General features: G+C 61.9%; 18 protein-coding genes. 15 read left to right on the forward strand and 3 right to left on the reverse strand.

Annotated elements, in window-relative coordinates; genetic code table 11:
- Positions 1-22: 22 nt before the first annotated feature.
- The 7 genes from sfnG (at position 23) to BLO97_RS03455 (ending at position 7,335) form a co-directional block, all read left to right on the forward strand.
- A complete protein-coding gene (gene sfnG, locus BLO97_RS03425; RefSeq protein WP_027911753.1) occupies positions 23-1,120 on the forward strand; it encodes a dimethylsulfone monooxygenase SfnG in 1,098 nt (365 codons plus the stop codon).
- A 14-nt stretch (positions 1,121-1,134) separates the two neighbouring features.
- Positions 1,135-2,295 (forward strand): AMP-binding protein, encoded by a 1,161-nt coding sequence (locus tag BLO97_RS03430; protein WP_092344941.1) that lies wholly within the window; start codon positions 1,135-1,137, stop codon positions 2,293-2,295.
- A 13-nt stretch (positions 2,296-2,308) separates the two neighbouring features.
- Positions 2,309-3,091 carry an ABC transporter ATP-binding protein gene (locus BLO97_RS03435; protein ID WP_092344943.1) on the forward strand — a complete coding sequence of 261 codons (783 nt, stop codon included), beginning with the start codon at positions 2,309-2,311 and terminating at the stop codon, positions 3,089-3,091.
- A gap of 67 nt (positions 3,092-3,158) precedes the next feature.
- Positions 3,159-4,040, forward strand: a complete 882-nt coding sequence (locus BLO97_RS03440; RefSeq protein WP_092141505.1) for a branched-chain amino acid ABC transporter permease — start codon at positions 3,159-3,161, stop codon at positions 4,038-4,040.
- Positions 4,041-4,051: 11 nt separating this feature from the next.
- The gene (locus BLO97_RS03445) at positions 4,052-5,119 is read left to right on the forward strand and encodes a branched-chain amino acid ABC transporter permease (protein ID WP_092141502.1); all 1,068 of its coding nucleotides are present in this window, start codon (positions 4,052-4,054) and stop codon (positions 5,117-5,119) included.
- A gap of 72 nt (positions 5,120-5,191) precedes the next feature.
- Positions 5,192-6,517 carry an ABC transporter substrate-binding protein gene (locus BLO97_RS03450; protein WP_092344945.1) on the forward strand — a complete coding sequence of 442 codons (1,326 nt, stop codon included), beginning with the start codon at positions 5,192-5,194 and terminating at the stop codon, positions 6,515-6,517.
- A gap of 56 nt (positions 6,518-6,573) precedes the next feature.
- Complete coding sequence (locus BLO97_RS03455; RefSeq protein WP_092344947.1) at positions 6,574-7,335, forward strand: ABC transporter ATP-binding protein; 762 nt, start codon at positions 6,574-6,576, stop codon at positions 7,333-7,335.
- 180 nt (positions 7,336-7,515) lie between these two features.
- On the opposite strand, the gene BLO97_RS03460 is transcribed toward BLO97_RS03455, so the two are convergent.
- Positions 7,516-8,619 carry a sigma-54 interaction domain-containing protein gene (locus BLO97_RS03460; protein ID WP_092344949.1) on the reverse strand — a complete coding sequence of 368 codons (1,104 nt, stop codon included), beginning with the start codon at positions 8,617-8,619 and terminating at the stop codon, positions 7,516-7,518.
- Positions 8,620-8,923: 304 nt separating this feature from the next.
- On the opposite strand from BLO97_RS03460, the gene BLO97_RS03465 reads away from it, so the two are divergent.
- The 3 genes from BLO97_RS03465 to BLO97_RS03475 all read left to right on the forward strand — a co-directional run bounded on the left by BLO97_RS03465 (position 8,924) and on the right by BLO97_RS03475 (position 12,783).
- Positions 8,924-10,186: a serine hydrolase domain-containing protein gene (locus tag BLO97_RS03465; RefSeq protein WP_092344952.1), complete on the forward strand. Its 1,263-nt coding sequence runs from the start codon at positions 8,924-8,926 to the stop codon at positions 10,184-10,186.
- 116 nt (positions 10,187-10,302) lie between these two features.
- Complete coding sequence (locus BLO97_RS03470) at positions 10,303-11,640, forward strand: alginate export family protein (RefSeq protein WP_092344954.1); 1,338 nt, start codon at positions 10,303-10,305, stop codon at positions 11,638-11,640.
- Between the two features lie 39 nt (positions 11,641-11,679).
- Positions 11,680-12,783, forward strand: coding sequence for a polyamine ABC transporter substrate-binding protein (locus BLO97_RS03475; protein ID WP_072344702.1), 1,104 nt, complete (start codon positions 11,680-11,682; stop codon positions 12,781-12,783).
- A 48-nt stretch (positions 12,784-12,831) separates the two neighbouring features.
- Here the strand turns inward: BLO97_RS03475 and BLO97_RS03480 are convergent, their stop codons facing one another.
- Entirely contained in the window at positions 12,832-13,443 is a 612-nt protein-coding gene (locus BLO97_RS03480; protein ID WP_092141481.1) for a TetR/AcrR family transcriptional regulator, read from the reverse strand.
- Between the two features lie 517 nt (positions 13,444-13,960).
- Here BLO97_RS03480 and gabP point away from each other — a divergent pair.
- The 5 genes from gabP (at position 13,961) to BLO97_RS31550 (ending at position 20,437) form a co-directional block, all read left to right on the forward strand.
- Positions 13,961-15,361, forward strand: a complete 1,401-nt coding sequence (gene gabP / locus BLO97_RS03485) for a GABA permease (protein ID WP_092344956.1) — start codon at positions 13,961-13,963, stop codon at positions 15,359-15,361.
- Positions 15,362-15,670: 309 nt separating this feature from the next.
- Positions 15,671-17,392: a type I secretion system permease/ATPase gene (locus BLO97_RS03490; RefSeq protein WP_092344958.1), complete on the forward strand. Its 1,722-nt coding sequence runs from the start codon at positions 15,671-15,673 to the stop codon at positions 17,390-17,392.
- Complete coding sequence (locus BLO97_RS03495; protein ID WP_092222064.1) at positions 17,385-18,755, forward strand: HlyD family type I secretion periplasmic adaptor subunit; 1,371 nt, start codon at positions 17,385-17,387, stop codon at positions 18,753-18,755. The genes BLO97_RS03490 and BLO97_RS03495 overlap by 8 nt, the downstream gene beginning before the upstream one ends.
- A gap of 2 nt (positions 18,756-18,757) precedes the next feature.
- Complete coding sequence (locus BLO97_RS03500; protein WP_092344960.1) at positions 18,758-20,107, forward strand: TolC family outer membrane protein; 1,350 nt, start codon at positions 18,758-18,760, stop codon at positions 20,105-20,107.
- A gap of 174 nt (positions 20,108-20,281) precedes the next feature.
- Positions 20,282-20,437, forward strand: coding sequence for a hypothetical protein (locus BLO97_RS31550; protein ID WP_175489826.1), 156 nt, complete (start codon positions 20,282-20,284; stop codon positions 20,435-20,437).
- A gap of 299 nt (positions 20,438-20,736) precedes the next feature.
- Here the strand turns inward: BLO97_RS31550 and BLO97_RS03505 are convergent, their stop codons facing one another.
- A complete protein-coding gene (locus BLO97_RS03505; protein ID WP_092222068.1) occupies positions 20,737-26,349 on the reverse strand; it encodes a putative Ig domain-containing protein in 5,613 nt (1,870 codons plus the stop codon).
- Positions 26,350-26,651: the final 302 nt, after the last annotated feature.

The following is a 26,651-nucleotide window of genomic DNA, read 5'->3' on the forward strand; positions in this document are numbered from 1 at the left end:
AACGAGCCGTGGAGTACATGCAATGAGCCAGGACACGATCAAATTTGCCTATTGGGTGCCCAACGTCAGTGGCGGGCTGGTGGTCAGCAAAATCGAGCAACGCACCGACTGGGGCATCGACTACAACCGCAAGCTGGCCCAGATCGCTGAAGCGGCCGGCTTCGACTACGCCCTGTCGCAAGTGCGCTTTACCGCCGGTTACGGCGCCGAATACCAACATGAGTCCGTGGCGTTCAGTCATGCCTTGCTGGCCGCCACCACGCGCCTGAAAGTCATCGCCGCGGTGCTGCCGGGGCCGTGGACGCCGTCGGTGTTGGCCAAGCAGATCGCAACCATCGACCACCTGACCGGCGGCCGGGTGGCGGTCAACATCGTGTCGGGCTGGTTCAAGGGCGAGTTCACCGCCATTGGCGAGCCATGGCTGGAGCACGATGAGCGCTATCGCCGTTCCGAAGAATTCATCACTGCGCTCAAGGGCATCTGGACCACCGACAACTTCACCTTGCGCGGTGATTTCTACCGCTTCCACGACTACACCCTCAAGCCAAAACCACTGCAGCAGCATCCGGAGATCTTCCAGGGCGGCAGCTCACGTGCGGCGCGGGACATGGCCGCCCGGGTATCGGACTGGTACTTCACCAACGGCAATACCGTAGAAGGCGTCAAGGCGCAGATCGATGACCTCCAGGCGAAAGCCGCGGCCAACAACCACAAGGTCAAGGTCGGCGTTAACGCCTTTGTCATTGCCCGTGACACCGAAGAAGAGGCGCGTGCGGTCCTCGCCCAGATCATCGACCAGGCCGACCCCGAGGCCGTCAATGCCTTCGGCGATGCGGCGAAGCAGGCCGGCAAATCCAGCCCGGAAGGCGAGGGCAACTGGGCCAAGTCCAGCTTCGAGGACCTGGTGCAATACAACGATGGCTTCAAGACCAACCTGATCGGCACACCGCAGCAGATCGCCGAACGCATCGTCGCGCTCAAGGCGGTGGGTGTGGATCTGGTGCTCGCCGGTTTCCTGCACTTCCAGGAAGAAGTCGAGTATTTCGGCCGTAAGGTGCTGCCGCTGGTGCGTGAGCTGGAGCAACGCAAAGTGGCAGCCAAAACGGCGGCGGTCGCTTAGGCAAGGGAGGCAGCATGGGCACGTTCACCGACACCCTCGACCCGGTCCCGGCCAGCTTGCCCCAGTGGTTGCAGCACCAGGCGCTGGAGCATGGCAAGGACGTCGCGCTGCGGCATAAGCACCTGGGTGTCTGGCAGGAGCAGAGCTGGGCGCACGTGGCCGACGAGGTGCGCCGTTTCGCCAGTGCCCTGCAAGCCCGCGGCTTTTCAGCGGGCGCGACCCTGACGATCATCAGCCGACCCAGGCCGCAGGCGCTGCTTGCCGCCTTGGCCGCGCAATGGCTGGGCGGCGTGGCGAGTCTGTTCGACCCGTTGGACGCATCGGCCGGACAGGTGCAATTGCTCGGCACGCTGCAGCCGGATTTCGTCCTGGTCGAAGGCGTGGAAGAAATGCTGCGTCTGCGTGCGGCGCAGGTGGCTGCGCGTGTGCTGGTTTATCTCGACAAGCGTGGCCTGGCGGATACGACGCCATTTGCGCAAGCGCTGGATTACGCGGCGTTGGCTGCCGAGCGGCCAATCGTTGACCTGGCCCCGCAAGGGCAAGTGCTGCAGACGGCCTTTGTTTTTTATCGCGGAAGTGGACGGGCGATGGAGGAGCAACGCGTCAGCCACGCCGAGCTGCTGCAGGAGGGGCAGCGGTTGGTGACGCGCGAAGGCCTGGGCCGGCAGGAAGAGGCATTGGCCGCACGGGCGTTCGCCTCGGGCGGGCAAGCTCGCTATTTGCTGGCGCCCTGGTTGATGGCCGGTTTTCGCTTGAATTTTCCAGAAAACCTGGCGACCCGTGATCGCGATCGTCGCGAGCTGGGCCCGACGCTGGTGGCCGGGACGCGGGAAACCTACGAACGTTTGTACCGTTATGCGTTGGAGCGTTTGCCGGCGCCGGGCAGTTGGTCGCGTGGGCTGGTGGACTGGGCGTTGACGGCCCATCCCGACGTCCTGCAACGGCATCTTGGAGACTGGCTGGTGCGCCGGCCTTTGCGCGATGTGCTGGGTTTTTCCCGGACCCGCGCGCCGCTGCTGGTGGGCGACGCGTTGCCGTCCGAGACCCAGGCGTTTTTCCAGGCATTGGGTATCAGGATTCGCCAGTGGGACGACGGGGCCCACTGGCAAGCGCCGCCGAACCTGGTGCAACACGCCACCGATGACTGGACGGGTCTCCAGTCGCAACTGGCCTGAAAGGAGACGCCCCATGACCCAGACGGCCATCACGCATTTGCTGGAGCTGGACCATATTTCGCTGTCATTCAAAGGCGTCAAAGCGGTCACGGACATCAGCTTTCGCGTCGCCGCCGGTGAGATCTGCGCCTTGATCGGCCCCAACGGCGCCGGCAAGAGTTCGCTGCTGAACGTCATCAGCGGCGTGTACCAGGCCCAGGACGGGCACATCCGTTTTGATCGACAGGAGCGGAGCCGGATGCGCCCCCGCGACGTGGCGGTCCGCGGCATTGCCCGGACATTCCAGAATATCGCGCTGTTCAAGGGCATGAGCGTGCTCGACAACGTGCTCACCGGACGCAACCTCAAGCGCCGCAGCACCTGGATCGAGCAGGCGCTGCGCATCGGTCGCGCCCGGGCCGAGGATGATCGCCAGCGCGAGGCGGCCGAGCGTGTCATCGCGTTCCTGCATTTGCAGCCTTGGCGCGACACCCTGGTGGGCACGTTGCCCTATGGCTTGCAGAAGCGGGTGGAACTGGCCCGTGCGCTGGCGGCGGAGCCCCGGCTGTTGCTGCTGGACGAGCCCATGGCCGGGATGAACGCCGACGAGAAGCAGCAGATGAGCCGCTTTATCGTCGACATCAATCGTGAACTGGGCACCACCGTGGTGTTGATCGAGCACGATATCGGCGTGGTCATGGACATCAGCGACCACGTGGTGGTGCTCGATTACGGTCGCAAGATCGGCGACGGCTCGCCCGAAGACGTACGGCAGAACCCTGAGGTCATTTCGGCCTACCTGGGCACTCGCCACTGACACTGGATATTCGACGCCTTCTCTCCAGGGAGGGCAGGCAAGTTGCGCCCGCAGAACAGGAACAGCTATGGAATTTTTCTTTGAAGTATTGATTGGCGGGTTGTTGGCGGGGGTGATGTACGCCTTGGTGGCCATCGGTTTTGTGCTGATCTACAAGGCCTCCGGGGTGTTCAATTTTGCCCAGGGCGCAATGGTGCTGTTCTCGGCGCTGACCTTCGTCAGCCTGGTGGAGCGCGGTGTGCCGTTCTGGCTGGCCTTCGTCATCAGCCTGGCGGCGATGCTGCTGATCGCCCTGGCGGTGGAGCGGGCGGTGCTGCGGCCCTTGGTCAACCGTTCGCCGATCACCCTGTTCATGGCCACCCTCGGGCTGTCCTACGTCATCGAAGGTTTCGCCCAGGCCCTGTGGGGCGCCCAGGTGCATGGCCTGGAACTGGGTATCAGCGATGAGCCGCTGGAGTTGGGTGGGATGTTGTTGTCGCAGTTCGACATTTTTGCCGCAGTGACCGCGGCGTTCCTGGTGCTGCTGTTGTCCTGGCTGTTCAACAAGACCCGGCTCGGATTGTCGTTGCGGGCGGTGGCCGATGACCCGCTGGCGGCACTGGCCGTGGGCATCCGCTTGCAGCGCGTGTGGGTGGTGGTGTGGGCGGTGGCGGGGTTTGTCGGGCTGGTCGCTGGCCTGCTCTGGGGCGCGCGCCTGGGTGTGCAGTTCTCGCTCTCGCTGGTGGTGCTCAAGGCGTTGCCGGTGCTGATCATCGGCGGCTTTACCTCCATCAGCGGGGCGATTGTCGGCGGCTTGATCATCGGTGCCTCGGAGAAGCTGGCCGAGGTTTACCTCGGGCCCTTCATCGGCAGCGGCATCGAGAACTGGTTTCCCTACGTGCTGGCGCTGGTGTTTTTGCTGGTGCGTCCGGCGGGGTTGTTTGGCGAACGGGCCATCGAACGGGTTTAGGGGAGCGCATCATGTTTTATCGAGAAGCAGGCCAGTTCAACACCCGCTATGCCCAGGACCGCCGGGTCTTCGCGCTGCGCCAGGACCGTCACGGGCTGGTCGCGTTGCTGCTGTTTGCCTTTGTCGTGGTGCCTTGGCTGGGCAATGACTACTGGTTCAGCGCGATCCTGATTCCGTTCCTGGTGCTGTCCCTGGCCGGGTTGGGGCTCAATCTGCTCACTGGCTATGCCGGGCAACTGTCCCTCGGTTCGGCGGCGTTCATGGCGGTGGGCGCCTTTGCCACCTACAACCTTGAAATAAGGGTCGCCGGCTTGCCGTTGTTGGTCAGTATCGCCCTGGGCGGATTGACGGCGGCGTTGGTGGCGGTGCTGTTCGGCTTGCCGAGTTTGCGCATCAAAGGCTTCTACCTGCTGGTCTCGACCCTGGCAGCGCAGTTCTTCGTGACCTGGGCGCTGACCCGGTTCAGTTGGTTTTCCAACAACAGCGCTTCGGGCGTGATCAGCGCGCCGCGCCTGGACGTATTCGGGATAAACCTCGACGCGCCGGCCGGCCGCTATCTGTTGACCCTGAGCGTGGTGGTAGCGCTGTTCTGGCTGGGCAAGAACCTGGTGCGCAGCGAGTTGGGGCGCAACTGGATGGCGGTGCGCGACATGGACACCGCCGCCGCGGTCATCGGCATTGCATTGGCAAAAACCAAGCTGCTGGCGTTCGCCATCAGCGGTTTTTTCCTCGGGGTGGCCGGTGCGCTCTGGGCCTTCGCTTACCTGGGCACGGTGGAGCCCCACGGGTTCGACCTCAATCGGTCGTTCCAGATTCTGTTCATCATCATTATCGGTGGCCTCGGCAGCCTGCTGGGCAACTTCCTCGGCGCGGCCTTCATCGTGCTGTTTCCGGTGTTGCTCTCGAACCTGGTGTCGCTGCTGCCCGGCGGGCTGGTGGACGCCGGCCAGGTGGAGAACCTGCAGAAGATGATATTCGGCGCCCTGATCATTTTGTTCCTGATCAAGGAACCAGAGGGCCTTGCGCGCCTCTGGCAGAGATTTCGCCAGCGCGCTCGGCTGTGGCCGTTGCGCTACTGAGCGAACCGCACAACGCGGGTTTGCAGTTCCATTTTGTTGGCTTATCCATGGCTCCATAACAAGGAAAATCCGATGTTCAAACGATCATTCGCCAGCAGCCTGGCACTGGCCCTGAGCCTCACCGCCGCGGCCTTCACTGTCCAGGCGGACAACGAACAATACTTTCCGCTGCAAAGCTATCGCGTCGGCCCTTATGCGGCCGGCGGCACCGGTTTTTTCGGCGGTTTCATCGACTACCTCAAGTACGTCAACGCCAATGGCGGCGTGAATGGCGTCAAGCTGACCTGGAGCGAGTGCGAAACCGAATACGTGGTCGAGAAAGGCGTGGAGTGCTACGAGCGCCTGAAGAAAGGCTTGAACGGCGCGCCAGCGGCGGCCACCAACCCATTATCGGTGGGCATCGCCTACGCCACGCTGGAGCGTTCGACGGCCGACAAACTGCCGCTGATCACCATCAACCATGGGCGTACGGATTCCACCGATGGCAGCGTGTTTCCCTACGTTTTCCCGTTGCAGCTGAACCCCTATTCCGAGGTCTCGGCGATCATCAATTACATCGGCCAGCGCGCCGGCGGGTTGGACAAGCTCAAGGGCTTGAAGATCGTCACCCTGTATCACGGTTCGCCCTATGGCAAGGAAACCAATGAGGTGCTGCAAACCTTGGCCGACAAGTACGGCTTTGCGCTGACCTTACTGGAGGTGCCGCACCCGGGCAACGAGCAACAATCGCAATGGTTGAATATCCGTCGGGAAAAACCTGATTGGGTGATCCTGCGCGGTTGGGGCGTGATGAACCCGGTGGCGCTGAAAACCGCGCAGAAAGTCGGTTTCCCGGCCGACCACATCATCGGCAATATCTGGAGCAACTCCGAGGATGACGCTGCGCCGGCCGGTGCCGCGGCCAAGGGCTTCATCGCCATCACCACGCACCCTTCGGGCACCGATTTTCCAGTGTTGCAGGGCATCAAGAAACAAGTGGTCGATGCCGGTCATGGCGACCTGGCTGATCCCAAGCGTTTCGGTACCGTGTACTACAATCTCGGCGTGGTCAACGGCATCCTCAACGTAGAAGCGCTGCGCATTGCCCAGCAGAAATTCGGTCAGCAACCCCTGACGGGTGAGCAGGTGCGTTGGGGCTTCGAGAACCTCAAGCTCGACGACGCCCGGCTCAAGGAACTGGGGGCGTTGGGCCTGGTTCAGCCGTTGCAGTTGTCGTGCTCGGACCATGAAGGCGGTGGCGCGGTGCGCTTCCAGCAATGGGACGGTACGCAGTGGAAGCTGATCAGTGACTGGGTACAGGCTGACCGTGCCTTGCTGCGACCGATCATCGAAGCGTCTTCGCACCAGTACGCCCGGGAAAAAGGCGTTACCCCGCGTGATTGCAGCAAGGAATCCTGAGGCATCGCGGCGACCGGGCGCACACGTCCGGTCGCTGTCTGAAAAGGCGAAACAGCATGGCGACGAACGTGCCGATCCTGCAGATCGACGATATTGAAGTGCTCTACGAACAGACCATCCTGGCGGTGCGCAGTGTGTCGCTGGAGGTGGAAAAAGGGCAGGTCGTGGTGCTGCTGGGCGCCAACGGCGCGGGTAAAAGCACCACACTGAAGGCGGCCTCCAACCTGGTGCGCGCCGAACGCGGCGAGGTGGTGCGGGGGCGGATTGTCTACCAAGGGCGAGACGTGACCCGCAGCGCGCCTCATACCTTGGCGGCGAACGGCCTGGTGCAAGTGCTGGAAGGTCGGCATTGCTTTGCCCAGTTGAGCGTGGAGGAAAACCTGCTGGCCGGTGCCCTGGCGCGGCAGGTGCCACGGCGCCAGTTGCTGGCTGACCTGGAATCGGTTTACGGCCATTTTCCCCGACTGAAACTGCGGCGCAAAAGCCTGGCCGGCTACACCTCGGGCGGCGAGCAACAGATGATCGCGATCGGTCGTGCGCTGATGGCCAAGCCGCAACTGGTCTTGCTGGACGAACCGTCGATGGGGTTGGCGCCGCAGATCGTCGAGGAAATCTTCGAGATCGTCCGCCAACTCAATCAGCGTGACGGCGTCAGTTTCCTGATTGCCGAACAGAACATCAACATCGCCCTGCGCTACGCCCACTACGGTTACGTGTTGGAAAGCGGTCGCGTGGTCAGTGAAGGCAGCGCCGAACAACTGGCGGCCCGCAGCGATCTCCAGGATTTCTACCTGGGCGCGCGAACAGCAGTGCTGTGAGCACCGCTGACATGACCCTGTGGCGAGGGGATTTATCCCCGTTGGGCGCGCAACGACCCCAAGCAGGTTGAACGCAGTCGGCCTGATACATCGGGGACAGGTCTTGGGGCCGCTGCGCAGCCCAGCGGGGATAAATCCCCTCGCCACAAAAAAGGGACGCACCTGGCTTTTGTGGCGAACTCAGGTTGAAAGGTTGATGACCTGGCCGTCCCGCGTACTGAGCGCGGGGCGGCGTTTGTTGACCACCAGTTCGCCAATCCTGATCAGCAACGTGCGGGTGACATTGCGGCTCAGGCCCAACAGGCTGGCGGTGTGGACCTGATTGCAATTGGCGTATCGGTAGGCGGTGCGTAGCAACTCGGCCTCGACCTTTTCATACACGTCGCCATGCTCTTGCTCGAGCAGTTTCTCGAAGGCTTTTTGCAAAAGCGCCTCTGCGCTTTGAGGGGCCGAGTCCGGCGGGTTGTCCCGGCGTTCGATACGGAGGTTCGACAGGTGCAGGTCCTGCACGCCGATCACATTGTTACGGCAAATCAACAGGGTGTGGTGGATGACATTTTCCAGCTCGCGGATATTCCCCGGCCAGGAATAGTCGAGCAATTTGCGCTGTGCCTGGGTATCCAGCGTTACCTCGCCGTGACCGAGCCTGCGGCTGTACTCGGCAATGAAGTGGCGGATCAGCGGCAGGATGTCACCGGGGCGTTCGCGCAGCGGCTTGAGCACCAGGCTGACCACGTTCAGGCGGTAATAGAGGTCTTCGCGAAAGTGTCCGGCATTGATGGCTTTTTCCAGCTGTACGTTGGTGGCCGCCAACACGCGCACATTGATCTTGATGCTCTTGCGCGACCCCAGTCGAACCACTTCGCGTTCCTGCAATACCCGCAGCAACTTGACCTGGATCGGCAGCGGTAAATCACCGATTTCATCGAGGAACAAGGTGCCGCCATCCGCTTCCTCGAACCAGCCGGCCTTGGCCGTCAACGCGCCGGTAAAGGCGCCTTTTTCATGGCCGAACAGCTCGGCCTCCACCAGGGTTTCGGAAAACGCCCCGCAGTTGACCGCCACGAACGGCTTGTGGCGACGGGCGCTGAGGTTGTGTACGTGGCGCGCCACCAGTTCCTTGCCGGTCCCGGTCTGGCCGATGATCAGCACGCTGGCGTCACTGGGCGCCACTTGTTGCAGGTGAGCCAGCAACGCGCGGGAGGTGGGGTCTTCGAAGACCTGGGCCGTGGCACGAATCGAGGTGGCCAGGCCGGGAGAGGGGGGAAGTGTTAGAAGCTGCATGACGGTGGCCCGTTAATGAGATTGCCGTGACTGAGGATGGGTAAATGCCAACATTCTTGAGGCAGTACCGCGAAGCCATTGGGCTTAAGGCTTAATCTAAATGATCTAAAAAATATAAAACAAATAACCTTTAGTTATTTGCTTAAGGCTTTCGTCCCAGAATTCAGTACAGCGCTAGGGTCATGTCGCCGTTAACGAGATAAATTGAAATGACCATAAAAAGTTTTATTGATTAAAAAATTACATCGGGTAATTATTTCCCTGCATCTGCTTTCACGCAGAGTCATTTTGCAGGGGCAACCCGATGAATCAGAACACCGTGCCTTCACTGGCCAGTCTTTACGTCGAGACTCACGAATCGCCATTTGACGCACGCCTGGCGCCTTCACTCATGCAAGGCTTTCCCGCCGAACCCCACCGCCGCGTCACCTGGCACAACTGGATGAGCCCACCGTTCAACCAATGGGGCTTCCGCAACCTGGCGCGCTTGCGTCCTTCCATCGATGTGCGGGCCGGCAGCGGATCGGTCAGCGCGTTCAAGCAGGCGCTCCAGCCGCTGGATGAGCTGCACTTCGACAGCGAGTGTGGCTTGAGCATCAGCGTGATCGACCACCTGATCGCCAGCCAGACCGATGGGTTCCTGGTCCTCAAGGGCGACACCGTGCTGTTCGAGCGCTACTTCAATGGCCAGTGCCCCCAGGACCGGCACATCATGTTTTCGGTGACCAAGTCGCTGATCGGTGCCCTGGGCGAGCAACTGGTCTGCGAAGGCCTGTTGGACCCGACGCTGACAGCCGCCCATTACGTACCGGAACTGACGGGCAGCGCGTTCGGCGATGCGACCGTGCGCCAGCTGTTCGACATGGCCGTGGCCGTCGATTACAGCGAGGTCTATGAGGACCCGGATTCCGAGAGTTCCCAATACGGCTACGCCTGCGGTTTCCAGCCGGCGCCAGCGCAGTACACGACGTTCGAATCCCTGTATCAGTACATACCGTCATTGAGAAAGCGCGGCAGTCACGGCGGCTTTTTCCACTACGTGACGGCCACCACCGAGGCGTTGGCCTGGGTCATGGAGCGGGCATCAGGCAAGGCCTGCCATCAGTTGCTGCAAGACATCTGGAGCCAGTTGGGCTGTGAACGTGACGGCTACTTCCTGGCGGATCCCTGGGGCCGCAGCGTCGCCGGTGCCGGTTTCAGTGCGACCTTGCGTGACATGGCGCGCTTCGGTCGCCTGCTGGCCAACGATGGCCGCCAGGGTAGGACACAACTGCTCTCGGCCGAGGCGCTCGTCGGTATCGCCACCGGAGCCGACCCCACCATCTATGCCGCCTGCGCCGACTTTTCGAGCTGGACCCCTGGCGCGTCCTACCGCAGCCAATGGTATGTCTTCAACGACCACAGCCAGGCGCTCATGGCCGGTGGCATCCATGGTCAATACCTGTTCATCGACAAACCGTCCGGCGTGGTGATCGTCAAGCAGTCGTCCCTGGGCGAGGCCGTCAGCCCCTTCGACGGCGACAGCGTGCGCATGTTGCGCGCCATCGCGGCGCACCTGACGCCCTGACTGCATCCGATAAACACAACAATTTTGCGTTCCGCTCACCTGGCCCACCAGGTGTTGGCGCGGGTTTGCGCCGCCATTCACTGCCCTGTAACAACAATAATCAACAGGAGCTCCATATGGTTTCCATGATGCGTTTGTCCCGAACGTTCCTCGTGCTCGGGTTACCCTTGACCGCCCAGGTTGCCTGGGCGGGCTACACCTTCGAGGAGGGCAACCTCAAGGGCGAGGTCAACTTCAGTGCCGGTGGCGCAGTCCTTTCTACCCGCAATGTCAACTTTGGCGGCGGCGTGGTGGACATGCGCAGCGGCAAGAATCGCGGCACGAAAATCGACTGGCAGGAGTTCTACGTCAAGCCGGGCATCAAGTTGGAATACGCCGTGCAGCCGGATTTCGCCCTGTTGGCTGGCGGCTCCCTGGTGGGGGCGACCACCTTCGGTGATGGCGATGCCGGTGGTTTTACCCGCAGTTCCGACGGCAAGGTGTCGACCGAAGAGTTCTACGGTGGTTTCCGCGCCGGGGAGTGGACGGTCACGGGCGGTCGCCAGAACTACATGATCGGCAACGGTTTCATCGTGATGGATGGCAACCTCGACCAGTTGAATGACGGCGCCTACTGGCTCGCCCCACGCACCGCCTTCAAGGATTCGGCAGTGGTCGCCTGGGACCACGGCGCGTTGAAGGTCCAGGGCTTCAGCCTGGGAACCGACAGCGACCTGGGTGATTTCCGCATGAGCGGCGTGAACCTGGACTACAACCTCGACGACCAGGTGACGCTGGGCGCCACCGCGTTGAAGGTCAAGGCCATGGGGCCCAAGGGCAGCACGTTGCCGCGCCGTCGCGATGGCATGCTGGTGTACAACGTCAGGGCCTTGAACGCCCGGCTCCCGGCTATCCCGGACCTGACCCTCAATGCCGAATATGCCCTGGAACGAGGCAGCGGCGAAGGCGTGGATTACGATGCCAAGGCCTGGTACGGCCAGGCGGATTACACCTTCAGCACGCTGCCGTTGACCCCGGTGATCGGCTACCGCTACGCGAGCTTTTCCGGCGACGACAACCTCACGGACAACCGACAGAAAGCCTGGGACCCGTTGAGCAAGGGCTTCGTCGATTGGAGCACCTGGCTGATCGGTGATGTCGTCGGCAACTACCTGCTATTCAACAGCAACGAAAACGTCCAGCAGTTCTCACTCAAGACCCACCTCAACGAAACCCTTACGCTCGGTGCGATCCACTACCAGTTCTGGCTGGACGAAAAAAACTACATGGGCACCGCCGTCAGCGACAAACGGTTTGCCGACGAAAGTGTAGTCTTCCTGGATTGGGCGCCTTCGAAGTCGTTGTCTACCTCGCTGTCCTATAACTGGGTCAAGCCCATGGCAGCGGCCAGACAAGTCTTCGGCGACGACCGGAAATTCAGCGCGCTGGAACTCTACTTCACCTACCGCTATTAAGTGCCGCGAGCCTTCGCGGCCGCGCTGGAGTGTTTGATAATGAATATGCTTTTGCGCAACACCTTGCTGGGCGCTGTCGTTTCGATGTTGGTCAGTGGCGCAAGCCTGGCCGAAGAGCGGACGGTGCGGATCTACAATTGGATCGAGTACCTGCCGCCTGAAATCCTCAAGAGTTTCGAGGAGGAAACCGGCATCCGTCCCATCTACGACGTTTTCGACAGCGTCGAGACCTTGGAGTCCAAACTCCTGACCGGCAACTCCGGATATGACGTGGTCTACCCGAGCAGTTCCAACGTCAGCCACCTGATTGCCGCGGGCGCGGTCCAACCCCTGGACCGCAGCCAATTGCCGAACTGGCAGCATCTGGACCCCGAGTTCATGAAAACCCTGGAAGCCATCGGTGACGAAGGCAACCGTTACGCGGCGCCGTATCTCTGGGGCACGACCCTGATCGGCTATAACGTCGACAAGGTCCGGCAGGTGCTCGGGGCTGACGTGCAGATGAATACCTGGGACATCATCTTCAAGGAAGAGAATATGGCCAAGTTGGCCAGTTGCGGTGTCGGCTTCCTTGATGCGGCGAACGAGATCGTACCCATCGCCTTGCATTACAAAGGCCTGGATCCCAACAGCCAGAAGCGCGAAGACTACCCGCAGGCCCAGGCGGCGATGCACACGGTTCGCCCGTACATCACCTATTTCAACTCGTCACGCTATGGCATGGACCTGGCCAACGGTGAGATCTGCGTCGGGGTGGGCTGGTCTGGCGGCGTGGCCCTGGCCACGCGACTGGCCGATGCCGCCGGCAAGGGTGTCAAGGTGGCGATGGCCTTACCCAAGGAAGGTGCGCCGATGTGGGCGGACGTAATGATGGTGCCCACCAACGCCCCTCATACCGCAGAGGCCTACGCCTTCATCAACTACATCCTGCGCCCGGATGTGATTGCCCGGATCAGCAACAAGATTGGTTACCCCAACCCGAACAAGGACGCCACGGCATTGGTGGACGCCGAGATCCGTAGCAACCCGGCCATGTATATACCGGATGAAGCTCGCAAGACCCTGTTCATGCTAGAGCCCGTGCCGGCTGCCGTGGAGCGGATCCGCACGCGCACCTGGACCGCCATCAAGACCAATCGCTGATCAGGCTGGCCCGGCGTCGCGGCGCCGGGCGCTTATCGGTGGATGTGCTCAGGCGCGCATGCCCTGGAACAGCAGCTCAGTGATACGCCGGACCTGCGTTGAATGGGCTTCGATATCCGGTTGTTCCTGGTTGACCAGCCTGTACAGTTGCAAGTGCGAATAGTCGTTCAACAGGAACGCGGCGAGGTCCACGTCCAGGTCGGCGCGTAATTTGCCGGCCTGTTGCAATTCCCTGATCAGCCCACTGATTTCGGCCCTGAGCGCATCGTTCATGGCGCGATAACCCTCGGGCAGCCCGTTGTCGCCGCCAAACAGAATCAGCGGCAGCAATTCGCGCCACAAGCTCGGGTGCATGACTTCCAGCGCATAACCGGTCAACAGTCGCTCCAGATAACACAACGCTTCGACCGGGTCTTCGATGTCAGGCATTTGGCTACGGGTGTCGCTGAGCGCGCGCTGGTCGGCATCGTGCAGGATTTCCAGGATGATTTCCTGCTTGTTGCCGAAGTACTTGAAGACGGTAGGCGCCGATACGCCGGCCTGGCTGGCGATCTGTTCGATGGTGGTGTTCTGGAAACCCTGGCGCTCGAACAGTTCGACCGCTGCCTTGCTGATGGCTTGGCGGCGTTCGGCTTTTTGACGTTCACGCAGTCCGCTCACGGGAGGTCCTTGTTGGAGAGAAGAGAATAGAAGGCCGGTGCTTCCACAGGGGCTTGTGACTGACTTGCCTTCCGAACTCATGCAAAAATACTTAACTGAATAAAATGTTTAAAGCATTTATTTCAGCGTTTTCGGTGGAGTGCTGATCGGGAGCTTTTGTGGCGAGGGGATTTATCCCCGCTGGGCTGCCCAGCAGCCCTAAAAACGTTCGGCTCGGTGTCAAGTCAACGGTATTTTTGGGGGCTGCTATGCAGCCCAGCGGGGATAAATCCCCTCGCCACAATGGGCAAAACGCCATGTCCCACTTGGCGAAATCAGGCACAGAGATGGCGCGTTCAGGTAACTAACTCGGGAGGGAAGGCAGGTAACGTGGCGCGACTTTTCACCGCAAGTGCGCACGTTCGCCCAGGGTGGATCAACACAACCAAACGCTGCCGCTTCCAGGAGGGGCGGGAAACCAGCAACACCGACTGTCCCTGCGCGCGTCTCAATGTTCGATCACAAGAGAATAAAAAGAATGACCAGCCCCAGCTTCAAGGACTCGAACGGCCATCTGGCACAGGGCTTCAAGCCTCGTCACGTCACCATGCTGTCCATTGCCGGAATCATCGGTGCGGGTCTGTTCGTGGGATCGGGGCATGCCATTGCCGCCGCGGGCCCGGCCGTCATGCTGGCCTATCTGTTTTCCGGACTGTTGGTGGTCCTGGTCATGCGCATGCTGGGCGAGATGGCCGTCGCCAATCCGGACACCGGCTCCTTCTCCACCTATGCCGACCAGGCCATCGGACGCTGGGCAGGCTTTACCATCGGTTGGCTCTACTGGTGGTTCTGGGTGCTGGTGATTCCCATTGAAGCGTTGGCCGCCGGTCATGTGCTGAACCAGTGGTTTCCCGCCATCGACGCGTGGTTGTTTGCCTCGGTCTCCATCGTTCTGCTGGCCGTGACGAATCTGTTCAGCGTGTCCAAATACGGCGAGTTCGAGTTCTGGTTCGCCATGGCCAAGGTCGTGGCGATCATCGGCTTCATCTCCCTGGGTTTCGCGGTGCTGATGGGGTGGATTCCCGAGCGTGAAGCCAGCGGCCTGAGTCGGTTGATGGAGGAACATGGCGGGTTCGCCCCCAACGGCCTGTCGGCGGTGGTGGGCGCGTTCATTACCATCATGTTCAGCTTCATCGGTACGGAGGCGGTGACCATCGCCGCTGCCGAATCCGATAACCCTGCGCAGAACATTGCCAAGGCCACCCGTTCGGTGATCTGGCGCATCGGTGTGTTCTACCTGCTGTCGATCTTCGTGGTCATTTCCGTGGTCCCCTGGAACGATCCGCTCCTGGCTTCAGTGGGTTCCTACCAGCGGGCCCTGGAACTGATGAACATTCCCCACGCCAAATTCCTGGTGGATGTGGTGGTGCTGATCGCCGTGGCCAGTTGCATGAACTCCTCGATCTACATCGCCTCGCGGATGTTGTACTCCCTGGGGCGTCGCGGCGATGCGCCAAAGGCCTTGAAGGTGACGTCTTCGGCTGGTGTGCCACGGTCCGCGGTGATTGCCAGTACCGTACTGGGTGCGGGCATCACCTTGTTCAGTTACTTCATGCCCGCCGGCCTGTTCCAGTTCCTGCTCGCCAGCTCCGGCGCCATCGCCTTGCTGGTGTATCTGGTGATCGCCATCTCGCAACTGCGCATGCGCCGGATGTTGCAACGGCAGAATATCGAGCTGCCTTTTCGCATGTGGCTGTTCCCCTGGCTGACATGGTTGGTCATCGTGTTCATCTCGGCGGCGCTGGCGGTCATGATGGTCACGCCCGAGCATCGCAGCGAGGTCAGTACCACCTTGGGCCTGGCATTGGTCATTTCCTTTATCGGGTTGGTGACGTCGCGGCATTCGCCCCAGCCTGAACGGGTCGTTTCCCTCGGCTAGCCAAGCTGTTTTTACCCGGTTGACGCCACGTTACTGGCGTCAACAAAACCTCATTTCGGGCCCATTCGGGAGGCAATAAGCTCCGCCTTGAAACGCGGCCCGTCCGCTTGTCACCCACTTGCAAGCACACCCCTGCAAACCGGCACTAACCCACGGCTGCGTTGTCAGTAATTGGCGCCTGTAGGGATGAGGATCGCCCCTGATAACAGCACGCCAGCTGGATTAGTTTTTTCTCGATCACGCTCGGGAAAAAAGGCCTTGCGATGGATTGCGTCCTGGACCGACCATTTCTCTTGCAGGCGATTTCCCATGGGGTTTCTACTCGATCCGCGTCATGACATTGATGCTGCCTTATTGAGCTACCGCCGGGTGTTCTGGGCGCTGGCATTGTTCAGTGGCGTGATCAATCTGCTGGTGCTGGTGCCGTCGCTCTACATGATGCAGGTCTACGACCGGGTCCTGACCAGCCGCAACGAAACCACCTTGTTCATGCTGACCTTGATGGCCCTGGGACTGTTCATGTTCAGCGCCCTCATCGAGTGGGTCCGTGGCGAGGTGATGATTCGCATGAGCGCGGGGCTGGATGAAGCCTTGGGCGAGCGGATTTTCGACGCCGCCTTCGCTCGCAGCCTGCGCGAGCACAACGCCAACCCGGCGCAGGTGCTCACCGACCTGGCAACGCTGCGCCAGTTGATTACCGGGCAGGGCCTGATCGCCTTGCTCGATGCACCCTGGCTGCCGATCTTCCTGCTGGTGGCGTTCATCTTTCACCCCTGGTTCGGTGTGCTGACATTGGTGTTGGCCTTGGTGCTGATCGGCTTGGCGCTGTGGGGAGAACTGGCGACGCGAACACGCCTGGGGGAGGCCAATCGACTGGGGGTGCAGTCGTCGATCTATGTGAACAGCACGCTGCACAATGCCGAAGTTATCCAGGCCCTGGGCATGCTCGGGCCGCTGCGTCAGCGCTGGAGCCTGTTGCAGCAACGGATCATTGCCGCCCAGGCCCATGCCAGCGACCGCAGTGCACGTATTACCTCGACGACTCGTTTCGTGCGGATCTCCGGGCAGTCCCTGGCGTTGGGGTTGGGCGCTTTGCTGGTGCTTGAAGGCCAACTGTCGGCGGGCATGATGATTGCGATGTCGCTGTTGCTGGGACGGGCCTTGGCACCCGTGGAAATCGCCATTGGCTCGTGGAAGCAATTCAATTCCGGACGCCAGAGCTACCAGCGCCTGAGCCAATTGCTGGCCCAGCACCCTCGCGAGCGCCTGCGCATGCCGTTGCCACCGCCCAGCGGCGCGGTGCGCCTGGAACAGTTGTATGTCGGTCCGCCAGGTGCTTCGCAGCCGATCCTGCGCGGGATCAATTTCAGCCTCGCCAAAGGCGATGTGCTGGCGGTGGTCGGGCCCAGCGCCAGTGGTAAATCGACACTGGCGCGGGCCTTGGTCGGGGTCTGGCCGGCCATGGGCGGGTCGGTGCGCCTGGACGATGCCGAGATCAGCCAGTGGTCCCACGATGCCTTGGGCCCGTACCTTGGATACCTGCCACAGGACATCGAGCTGTTCGATGGCACGGTCGCCGACAACATTGCCCGCTTCGGTGAGCAGGACGCCGACAAGATCATCGCCGCCGGGCGTCATGCCGGCATCCACGAAATGATCCTAAGGTTCCCCAAGGGCTACGACACGCCGTTGGGCCCGGGTGGGCTTGGCTTGTCCGGTGGGCAAAAGCAACGCCTGGGCCTGGCTCGCGCGCTCTATGGGCGGCCATCGCTGATCGTGCTCGATGAGCCCAACTCCAATCTCGATGACGCCGGAGAATTGGCGCTGGTGCAGGCCATCAGTGCGCTCAAGGCGGCCGGCAGTACCGTGGTGTTGATTACCCACCGTCCCAATGTACTGGCGGTGGTCGATCACATCCTGGTGCTCAAGGACGGTACTCAACAAGCGTTCGGCCCTCGGGACCGGGTGCTCAAGGCATTGATGCCGGGGCCGAGACCGGCCGCGGTCAGGGAGGCGGGCGGCGATGCGTGATCTGACTCCAGGGGCACACGCGTACAGCGAGCAGGGGCTGAGTGTGCGCAGCACCACGACGCTGCCCAGTGCCAGCACCGACGCCGGGAGCGCGGCGCGTTATGGCGTGGGATTCCTGGTCCTGACGCTGGGTGGTTTCCTGCTCTGGGCCTGCCTGGCGCCGCTCGACCAAGGGGTGGTAGGCAGTGGCACCGTGGTGGTGGCGGGGGAGCGCAAGGCCGTGCAGTCGCTGGTCGGCGGAGTCGTGGAAAAACTGCTGGTCAGCGACGGCGACCGCGTCACCCAGGGGCAATTGCTCGTGCAACTCAACACGGTGCAAGCGCAGTCGCAATTGGACGTAACCCTGGGCAAGCTGCTCAATGATCGCAGCATCGAGGCGCGCTTGATTGCCGAGCGCCTGGGCAGCGCCGAGATCCAATGGCCCGCGGAACTGCTGGCCCACGCCGACGAACCGCGAGTCAAGGCGGCCATGGCCTTGCAGAGCCAGTTGTTCATCACCCGCCGTGCGGAGCTGGGCAGCCGCTTGCAGATCATCGAGCACGAAGCCGCGGCCTTGCAGCAGCAATTGCTTGGCTACGAAGGCGTCAAGCGCAACTACGACGCGCAGATGCGTTTCCAGCAGCAGGAGCTTGAAGGCCTGCGCGATTTGGCCCGCGAAGGCTACGTTCCGCGCAACAAACTCTTCGAGGCCGAGCGCAACGCGGCCCAGTTGGCGGGACAGATCGCCTCCGGTGTGGGTGATGTCGGCAGGACCCGGCAGGCGATCAATGAAAGCCGACTCAAGGCCCTGCAGGCGCAGCAGGAGTTTCGCCGTGATGCCGAAACCCAGCTCAGCGAAGTCTCGGCCGAGGCCGCTGGTTATGCCGATCAGATTCGTGCCTTGCAGTTTGAAGTCGACAACGGTGCAATCCGTGCGCCGGTGGCCGGGCAAGTCATGGATGTGAGCATTCATACCGTCGGCGGCGTTGCGCAGGCCGGCCAGACGCTGATGCAGGTGGTGCCGCTGGATGCACCGATGGCGATCACCGCGCGTTTCGAGCCGCTGATGGCCAACAAACTGCGCCCGGGCCTGCCGGTGCACGTGCATTTCACCGCGCTGCAACGGGTGGATACGCCGACGGTCACCGGCACGGTGACGACGGTGTCGGCGGACCAGTTGATCGATGAGCAGACACACCAACCGTACTTTTCCGCCAAGGTCGAGATTCCCGCCGACACCGTGGTTGAGTTGCAGCGCGCCGGTCTGCTGGTGCGCCCGGGCATGCTCGCCGACGTCACGGTGGTGACGGGCGAGCGCACCTTGATGAATTACCTGATGAAGCCTTTGCGTGAACGCTTGCTTGCAGCCTTCAAGGAGGAATGAGCATGGTCGACCGTCGCCGCTACCGTTGCCGTGTGTTGCTGGGCCTGTATACCGGTTGGGCGTTGATCGATCCGCTGTGGGCTGCCGAGGGAGGCCTGAGCCTCACCGCCGCCTACGATGCCTCGCGCCTCAACGATCCGACCGTGCAATCGGCGGCTCACGCTTTTGAAGCTTCGCGGCATGAAGAGGACATCGGGCGTGGCGGCCTTTACCCGCAAGTGTCGCTGACCTCGCGCTACGGCTACGGCGGGCGGACCGACGGCGGTGACGACAGCACTTACGTCAACAGCAACGATTACCAGGCCAACAACGTCACCCTGGCGGCGCAACAGCCGCTCTACGACAAGGCCCGCTGGGCTGCGTACCAGGAAGGCAAGGCGCGGGGGCAACTGGGTATCCAGGTGTTCGACGTGGCCGATCAGACCTTGTATGACCGGGTGGCAAAGGGGTATTTCGACGTTGCCCGGGCCGAGAACGAGATCAAGCTGATCCAGCAGCAAAAGGCGGCCATCCAAGGCTTGGTCATCCAGAGCAAAAAACTGTACGAGGGCGGCCAAGGCGCGATCACCGATATCGACGAAGCCCAGGCGCGGCTCGACCTGGTGCATGCCCAGGAGGCTGAAGCCCAGGCGCGTCGCGTGGCGGCGTTGCGGGCCTTGTCCGGGCGTGCCAGCGTGCCCATCGATGACATCCTGCCGATGCGCGAAGAACTGGCCGCCGGCAGTCCGATCCCGCCTGAGCAGGACTTGCCGTACTGGACGGCGATTGCCCGTGAAGCCAGCCCCGAACTGGCCGCTCGGCTGGCCGCGGTGAAAGTGGCCGAGGCCCAGGCCGACAGCCAGCGTGCCGGGCATTATCCAACCTTGTCGCTGACCACTCAGTTGACCCGGCGGGAAACCCGTCAATACCAGGAACTCGACCCGCGCCAGGACACCTACTACGTGGGGGTGCAGTTGGACATTCCGTTGTATCGCGGCGGGGCGGTACGGGCGTCGGTGGCCAAGGCCGAAGCGCAACTGGCCGGCGCCCAGTCCGACTACGACGTGCAACGCCAACAACTGGCCGAGGATATCGAGGCCGATTATCTGGGCGTCGTAGCCGGGTTTGCCAAGAGTAAGGCGATGCAACGGGCGGTGGAGTCCAATCAGCGAGCACTGACCTCGACGGAAAAAGGCTTCCAGGGCGGCGTGCGCTCCACGGTGGATATTCTTGACGCGCAGCAGCGACTGTTCCAGGCACGTCGGGACCTGCTCAATACCAAGCTCGACATGCTGCAGAGCTATGTGAGCCTGCACACCCACACCGGCCAGATGAACCGCGCGGTGCTGGAGCAGGTGCAAAGCTTGTTCTAGACAATCCAGGGTTCAAGTTCGCAACTTATCCCTGTGGCGAGGGAGCTTGCTCCCGCTGGGCTGCGAAGCGGCCCCAAACCCAGACAATGAGTGGTATCAGGCAGACCGAGTCCACCGGTTCACGACTGCTGCGCAGCCGAGCGGGAGCAAGCTCCCTCGCCACAAAAGCCGCCCATGACCTTCAGCTTTTCTGGCACAACACGCCGTCCCCAGGCCCGTCGAGACCTGCTCAATACCAAGCTCGACATGCTGCAAAGCTATGTGAGCCTGCACACCCACACCGGCCAGATGAACCACGCGGTGCTGGAGCAGGTGCAAAGCTTGTTCTAGACAAGCCAGGGTTCAAGTTCGCAACTTATCTCTGTGGCGAGGGAGCTTGCTCCCGCTGGGCTGCGAAGCGGCCCCAAACCCAGACAATGCGTGGTATCAGGCAGACCGAGTCCACCGGTTCACGACTGCTGCGCAGCCGAGCGGGAGCAAGCTCCCTCGCCACAAAAGCCGCCCATGAACTTCAACTTTTCTGGCACAACACGCCGTCCTGGGGGGAGCTTGCTCGCGATAGCGGTGGGTCAGTCAGCATCCATGCTGAATGTGCCGCAGCTATTGCGGACAAGCCTGCTCAGGGGCAATCAGGCGGTGAAGTCGCTGGCGTGCAGCTCCTTGACGCCCACCAGTTCGAATTCGAACTCGGGGGTGGCGTCGGCGTTGGTGCTGCCGAAGAGGATGCCATCGACGAAGCGCAGCTGGCCGGTGGCGTTGGTGGCGTCGAAGGCGTTGCTGCCGATGAACGTGAAGGCATCGACCGTGGCGGTCAGCGGGTTGGCGTCCAGGCCGGTGAGGTCCAACTTGTCGAACTCCGTACTCTTGAAACCGCTGATCACGTCGCGCAAGGCCCCGACGCCCATGTCCGACAGCGCACCAAATGCGTAGGTGTCCGCACCAGTGCCACCGGTGAGGTTGTCGGTGCCTGCGCCGCCGATCAACCGGTCATCGCCCGAACCACCCACCAGCGTATCGTTGCCGGCCCCTCCATCGAGGACGTTTGCCGCGCTGTTCCCCGACAGTGTGTCGGCGTAGGCGCTTCCTTTCAGGTTCTCGATGAACTTCAAGGTGTCGAGCCCGGACCCCACGGTGTTCTGTTGCGCCGACGTCGAGAGGTTGACGGTCACGCCAGACAGGGCGCGCTCGAAGCTGGCCGTGTCAATGCCATCGCGTCCATCCAGCACATTGTTGCCGGTGCCGGCGAACAGCGTATTGTCCAGCGCGTTGCCGGTGCCATTGGCGGCGCCGGTGCTATCGACATACAGGTTCTCGACGTTGTTGCCCAAGGTATAGGCCGCGAGGCTGCTGTGCACGCTGTCGATCCCGCCAGTCACGGTATTGCTGTTGGTCTCGATCACGCTGTCGTCGGCATTGTCGACAACGTAACTGTCGTTGCCGTCACCACCGCTCATGCTGTCGTTCCCTGCGGCGCCGTCGAGCACGTTGTTGGCGGCATTGCCGGTGATGAAGTTGCGCCGTTCATTGCCGGTGCCGTCGATGTCCGATACACCGGTGAGCACCAGGTTCTCGAGATTGGCCCCCAGCGTCCAACTGACCGAGGCCTGCACCGTATCGATCTGCGCCGTCGAGGTGTTGGTTTCCACCACACTGTCTAACGCGTTGTCGACCACGTAGATGTCGTTGCCATCGCCGCCGGTCATGGTGTCGGCGCCCAGGTCGCCATCGATCGTATCGTTGCCCGAACTGCCCACCAGGGTGTCGTCCTGGTCGGTGCCGGAGATCATCCCGCCCTGGTTCTGGGCGTTGTCGAAAATGTCCTGCACGCTGTTGTTGTCGTTGGGGTTGCCCTGGAAGCCCAGGTCATCGGCAATGTAGTCCGCCAGGCGTTGACCGACGATTTCCGCTGACTCCTCGTGCAGGTGCCAGACGTCATCGGGATACACCAGCGGGTCGACTTCGTAGCGCAAGGGCAGGTCGGTGTAGTCCACCGCCAGCTTGACGTCGGCGCGCTCGGCGGCCATGGCCTCCTGGGCGGCGCGGACATAACCGACGCCCTCGACGATGGACGCGATTTTTTCTTCCGAATAACCCCGGGCCCGGGCCGCATCCTCTTCGTAGTGACCGGTTTCCATCAGATAGACGCTGAAGTTGCCAAATTGGGCATGCAAATAGTCGAACACCTTCAGGGTCGCGGCCTTATAGGCCGCTGCTGCCGCGGCCTTGTCCGTGGCGCGGGCGATTTCCTGGGCGGCTTCCTCGCCCTGGCCCCAGATGATGCCCATGGTGACGTTGTCGATCGACTGCAGTTCGGTGCGCTGGTCGCGCAGCAACGTCACCGCCCGCAACAGTGCCGGCCCGGGTTGGTTGGTGTCTGTCAGCCACCAGCACAGTTGGAGTTCCTCGGGGCTGAGAGTGGACAGGCCGTTGACCGTGCTGCCGCCGACCGCGATGTCGATACCGTTGCCATCGGCATCGGTGAACTGGCTGCGCACGTCGTAGGTGGTGTAGCGGTTCAAGTCATTGACCAGCATCGAGGTGCCGGATTGGTCATCGTCCTCGGTCATGCGCAGCAGGCGCGCATTGGATTGGCCGAGGGTGGGCAGGTAGAGAATGTCCTGCTGGGCGCGCTCGCCGAAGACGAAGTCGTTGGCGGTGAGGGTGTTGAGGTAGTTGCCGTTGAGGGCGATCTCGAAGCGATTGCCATCGGCGTCGGCTTCGGCGGACTTGATGTAGGTTTTGTCGCCCGCCGTGTTCAGGGTCATGTACAGCGTGCCGTTGCTGCCATCGCCGAGGCCGAGAAAGCCCAGCCCTGAAACGTCGATTTTGTCGACGCCAACGGTAAAGTCATAAATCGTGTCGGTGGCTGTGACACCCCCGGTGTCGTAGTCGCGGTAGCTATCGGACAGGTTGCTGTAGCGGAACGTGTCGGCGCCATCGCCACCGTACAACGAGTCGCGTCCGGCACCGCCGTCGACGATGTCGGCGCCGGTGCCGGCCTTGATCGTATCGTTGCCGCCGAGGCCGAGGATCAGGTCCGCACCCGTCGTGCCGTTGAGGGTTTCGGCGTTGTTGGTGCCGGTAATGGTGTTGGCGGGCGCATCGGCCACCACCAGGCTGAAGTTGTCGCTGACCGAGGCGCCCGAGGGGTCGGTGGCCTTGACCAGTATGTCGTAGTTGCCTGCAGCGGTGCTGGTTGGCGTGCCGCTGAAGGTCAGGCTGGTGGCGTTGAAGCTCAGCCAGGTGGGTAGGGCAGTGCCATTGGCGAGGGTCGCGGTATAGGTCAGCACATCCTGGTTGGCGTCGGTGAAGCTGTTGCTCGCCACCGTGTATTTGAAAGGCGTGCTTTCACTGGCGTTCTGGTCCAGGAGTGGGGTGGCCACGACCGGGGCCACGTTGGTGGGGTTGGTCTGGTCGGCGAAGACGAAGTGACTGGCCGTCAGGCTGCTGACGAAGTTGCCCGCCATCGAGATCTCGAACCGGTTGCCGTTGGCGTCGACCGTGAGGTCCTTGAGGTAGGTGCGGTTGGTCGACGAGCTGTAAGTGACCTGTAGGGTGCCGTTGAGCCCGTTGCCCAGGCCGATATAGCCAAGCGCCGAGACATCGATCTTGTCCGCCGTCAGCTCGAAGTCGAGGATCTGGTCACTGGCGCTGGTGGAACTGGTGCGGTAGCTATCGAGTTTCGAGGTGTAGCGGAACACATCGGCGCCGGTGCCACCGGTGAGTTTGTCGACCCCGGTGCCGCCGACCAGGATGTCGTTGCCGGCGCCGCCATTGAGGGTGTCGTTGCCCGCGCCACCGAACAGTTGTTCATTGGCCGCGGTGCCGGTCAGCGTGTCGTTGTTCGGCGTGCCATTGATCACAATGGTGGTGGGAACGTCCTGCACGGCGAGGGTAAAGCTGTCGCTGACGGTGGCGTTGCTGCCGTCGCTCGCGGTGACCTGGATGGCGTAGGTGCCCGACGCGGTGTCGGGTGGCGTGCCACTGAAGGTGCGGGTGGCGGCATCGAAGACCAGCCAGCTGGGCAGGGCGTTGCCATTGGCGAGTTTGGCGGTGTAGCTCAGGCTGTCGTTGTCCGGATCGGTGAAACTGGTGGCCGGCACCACGTAACTGAACGGGGTATTTTCGGTCGCGTTCTGGTCCAACAGCGGCGTCGCCAGTACCGGCGCCTGGTTGGTCGGCGAGGTGGTGGCGAAGACGAAGTTGGCGCTGGTCAAGGTGTTGAGGTAATTGCCATCCAACGCCACTTCGAAGCGGTTGCCATTGGCGTCGGCCTCCAGGGACTTGATGTAGGTCTTGGTGCCGGCACTGTTGAGCACCAGGTACACGGTGTTGTTCTTGCCGTCCCCCAGGCCAGTGAAACCCATGGCCGAGAGGTCGATCTTGTCGGCGCTGACGTTGAAGTCGGTAATCAGGTCGCCGAGGTTGGCGCCACCGGTGTTGTAGTTGCGGTAGCTGTCCAGGCGGTTGGAGAACACGAAGGTGTCCGCCCCGGCGCCACCGGTGAGGGTGTCCATGCCAGCACCGCCGTCGAGCTTGTCGTCGCCCGCACCACCGCTGAGGCTGTCATTGCCTGCCAGGCCGAGCAGGGTATCGGCCGCATCGCTACCCAACAGCGAGTCGCTGCCGCTGGTGCCGGTGATCACCCGGTTGAAGATGAAGTTACTGGCCGTCAGGGTGCTGCTCAGGTTGCCCGAGAGAATCAACTCGAAGCGATTGCCGCTGGCATCGGCGTCGTAGTCCTTGATGTAGGTGCGGTCGCTGCTGGCGCTGTAGCTGACCTGCAGGGTGCCGCCACGGCCATTGCCCAGGCCGGTGAAACCGAGGCCGGCAAGGTCGATCTTGTCCTGGGTGACGTCGAAGTCGGTGATGGTGTCATCGAAACTGGAGGTGGCGTTGCGGTAACTGTCCGACTGGGCGACGAACCGGAACGTATCGGCGCCGGTGCCGCCGGTGAGTTTGTCGATGCCGGCGCCACCGACCAGGATGTCGCCACCGGCCGCGCCATTGATCGTATCGTTGCCCGCGCCGCCATAGAAAATCTCGCTGGCGGCGCTGCCGAGCAGTGTGTCGTTGCCCGCGGTACCTTGCACGGTGGTCATCGGCACCGTGGCGCTGACGTAGCTGCCGTCGCCATAGACCAGCGTGGCGCCCTTGCTGGTGTGGCTGATGGTGTTGGCGATGATGGCGTTGCGGTCGGTGCCGTCTTCATTGCGCTCTGCAACACCGTAGGTCGACAGGTCGCTGCCGCTGATGATGTTGCCCTGGATGAGGTTATCACTGCCGTTGAAGTACTTGCCGGACACGCCCAGGGTGTCGTCGTAGGACTGGATGATGATTTCCGGTACGGCGCCGCCCAGGGAATTGTTGTTGAGGGTGTTGTCGATGATTTCGACGTGGTTGCTGCCGTAGATGCGAATCCCGGCGCTGCTGTTATCGTGGATGTCGACGCCGGTGACGGTCACTTCGCTGGAGAGCTTGATCAGCACCCCTTCGGCGCCATTGCCATACACCTCGCCGCCGGTGATGGTGATGTTGTTGGGCGAGGGGATGTCCTCGCTGCCGCGCTGGATCACGATGCCATTGCCGCCGTTGTCGTAGGCGACGTTATTGGTCATGGTGAAATCGTGGGTGCTGGTGACGACGTTGAAACCGTGGCGGTCGTTGTCGTAGGCGACGTTGTTTTCGAAGGTGCTGTCGCTGAGGAAGTCGGCGACGAAGCCGTCCAGGCCGTTGCCGTGGGACACGCTGTTCTTGATGACCATGTTGACGGTTTGCTCGTGGGGGTCGAAACCGTACCCGGAGCAATCCTTGATCTCGACGCTGTCGAGGGTGACGTTGGAGTCGTAGCCTTCTTCGCCTGGAATGTAGCCGTTGAACCAGCCGTCGACCTTGCCGGTGGTGCTGTCGCGGTTGCCGTCGATGGTGAGGTTGCTGACGCCGAAGTCGTGGGTTTCCTCGCCGTAGGCCGAGCGGATGATACCGGTGATCTTGGTGTCGGAGCCGTCGACCAGCTTGACCGTGGTCTCGCCCATGCCGTCGCCGTACAGGTAGACGTTGCTCTTGAGCATCAGGCAGCCATCGGAAGGTTCCTCACCCCCCGAAACGATGTAGGTACCGGTCGGCATGTACACCTGCCCACCGCCGGCCGCTGCCGCCGCATCAATCGCACTTTGGATGGCTGCCGTGTCGTCGGTGATGCCATCTCCTTTGGCGCCAAAATTTTGTACGTTGAAAATCATGAGCTTATCTCCGTATCAGGCTTAAACCTAGGTAGACGTCAACATTCCATCGACGACCTTCGTGTTATGACCCAGCGGAGCGCAAAAGTTGTGACCGCATATCGGGGAAAGTGTCAAAAAGCCGGACTAACTGATCAGCGGTTGTGTCGTGAAGGGCAGGAGTAACGTTTCGTTGACGCTTTCTGAAGCCCGACGCCGCCTACTGTGGGGCCGTCGGTGTGGCGGACATGCGGTTTCCTTGATTGGCATCAAGCCCGTTTCCAGGGCTGCGGGATAACCTCGAATAAACCATCGCCCCGATG

The sequence above is a fragment of the Pseudomonas sp. NFACC05-1 genome, from assembly GCF_900100135.1.
In the GTDB taxonomy this organism is placed as follows: Bacteria; Pseudomonadota; Gammaproteobacteria; order Pseudomonadales; family Pseudomonadaceae; genus Aquipseudomonas; species Aquipseudomonas fluorescens_Q.

Excerpts from the sequence above, each read along its gene's own strand:
- gabP (WP_092344956.1), top strand. The coding sequence starts at position 13,961 with ATGACCAGCCCCAGCTTCAAGGACTCGAACGGCCATCTGGCACAGGGC.
- BLO97_RS03470 (WP_092344954.1), top strand. The coding sequence starts at position 10,303 with ATGGTTTCCATGATGCGTTTGTCCCGAACGTTCCTCGTGCTCGGGTTA.
- BLO97_RS31550 (WP_175489826.1), top strand. The coding sequence starts at position 20,282 with ATGACCTTCAGCTTTTCTGGCACAACACGCCGTCCCCAGGCCCGTCGA.
- BLO97_RS03460 (WP_092344949.1), bottom strand. The coding sequence starts at position 8,619 with ATGCAGCTTCTAACACTTCCCCCCTCTCCCGGCCTGGCCACCTCGATT.
- BLO97_RS03495 (WP_092222064.1), top strand. The coding sequence starts at position 17,385 with ATGCGTGATCTGACTCCAGGGGCACACGCGTACAGCGAGCAGGGGCTG.
- sfnG (WP_027911753.1), top strand. The coding sequence starts at position 23 with ATGAGCCAGGACACGATCAAATTTGCCTATTGGGTGCCCAACGTCAGT.
- BLO97_RS03505 (WP_092222068.1), bottom strand. The coding sequence starts at position 26,349 with ATGATTTTCAACGTACAAAATTTTGGCGCCAAAGGAGATGGCATCACC.
- BLO97_RS03465 (WP_092344952.1), top strand. The coding sequence starts at position 8,924 with ATGAATCAGAACACCGTGCCTTCACTGGCCAGTCTTTACGTCGAGACT.
- BLO97_RS03475 (WP_072344702.1), top strand. The coding sequence starts at position 11,680 with ATGAATATGCTTTTGCGCAACACCTTGCTGGGCGCTGTCGTTTCGATG.
- BLO97_RS03430 (WP_092344941.1), top strand. The coding sequence starts at position 1,135 with ATGGGCACGTTCACCGACACCCTCGACCCGGTCCCGGCCAGCTTGCCC.
- BLO97_RS03440 (WP_092141505.1), top strand. The coding sequence starts at position 3,159 with ATGGAATTTTTCTTTGAAGTATTGATTGGCGGGTTGTTGGCGGGGGTG.
- BLO97_RS03490 (WP_092344958.1), top strand. The coding sequence starts at position 15,671 with ATGGGGTTTCTACTCGATCCGCGTCATGACATTGATGCTGCCTTATTG.
- BLO97_RS03445 (WP_092141502.1), top strand. The coding sequence starts at position 4,052 with ATGTTTTATCGAGAAGCAGGCCAGTTCAACACCCGCTATGCCCAGGAC.
- BLO97_RS03435 (WP_092344943.1), top strand. The coding sequence starts at position 2,309 with ATGACCCAGACGGCCATCACGCATTTGCTGGAGCTGGACCATATTTCG.
- BLO97_RS03500 (WP_092344960.1), top strand. The coding sequence starts at position 18,758 with ATGGTCGACCGTCGCCGCTACCGTTGCCGTGTGTTGCTGGGCCTGTAT.
- BLO97_RS03450 (WP_092344945.1), top strand. The coding sequence starts at position 5,192 with ATGTTCAAACGATCATTCGCCAGCAGCCTGGCACTGGCCCTGAGCCTC.
- BLO97_RS03455 (WP_092344947.1), top strand. The coding sequence starts at position 6,574 with ATGGCGACGAACGTGCCGATCCTGCAGATCGACGATATTGAAGTGCTC.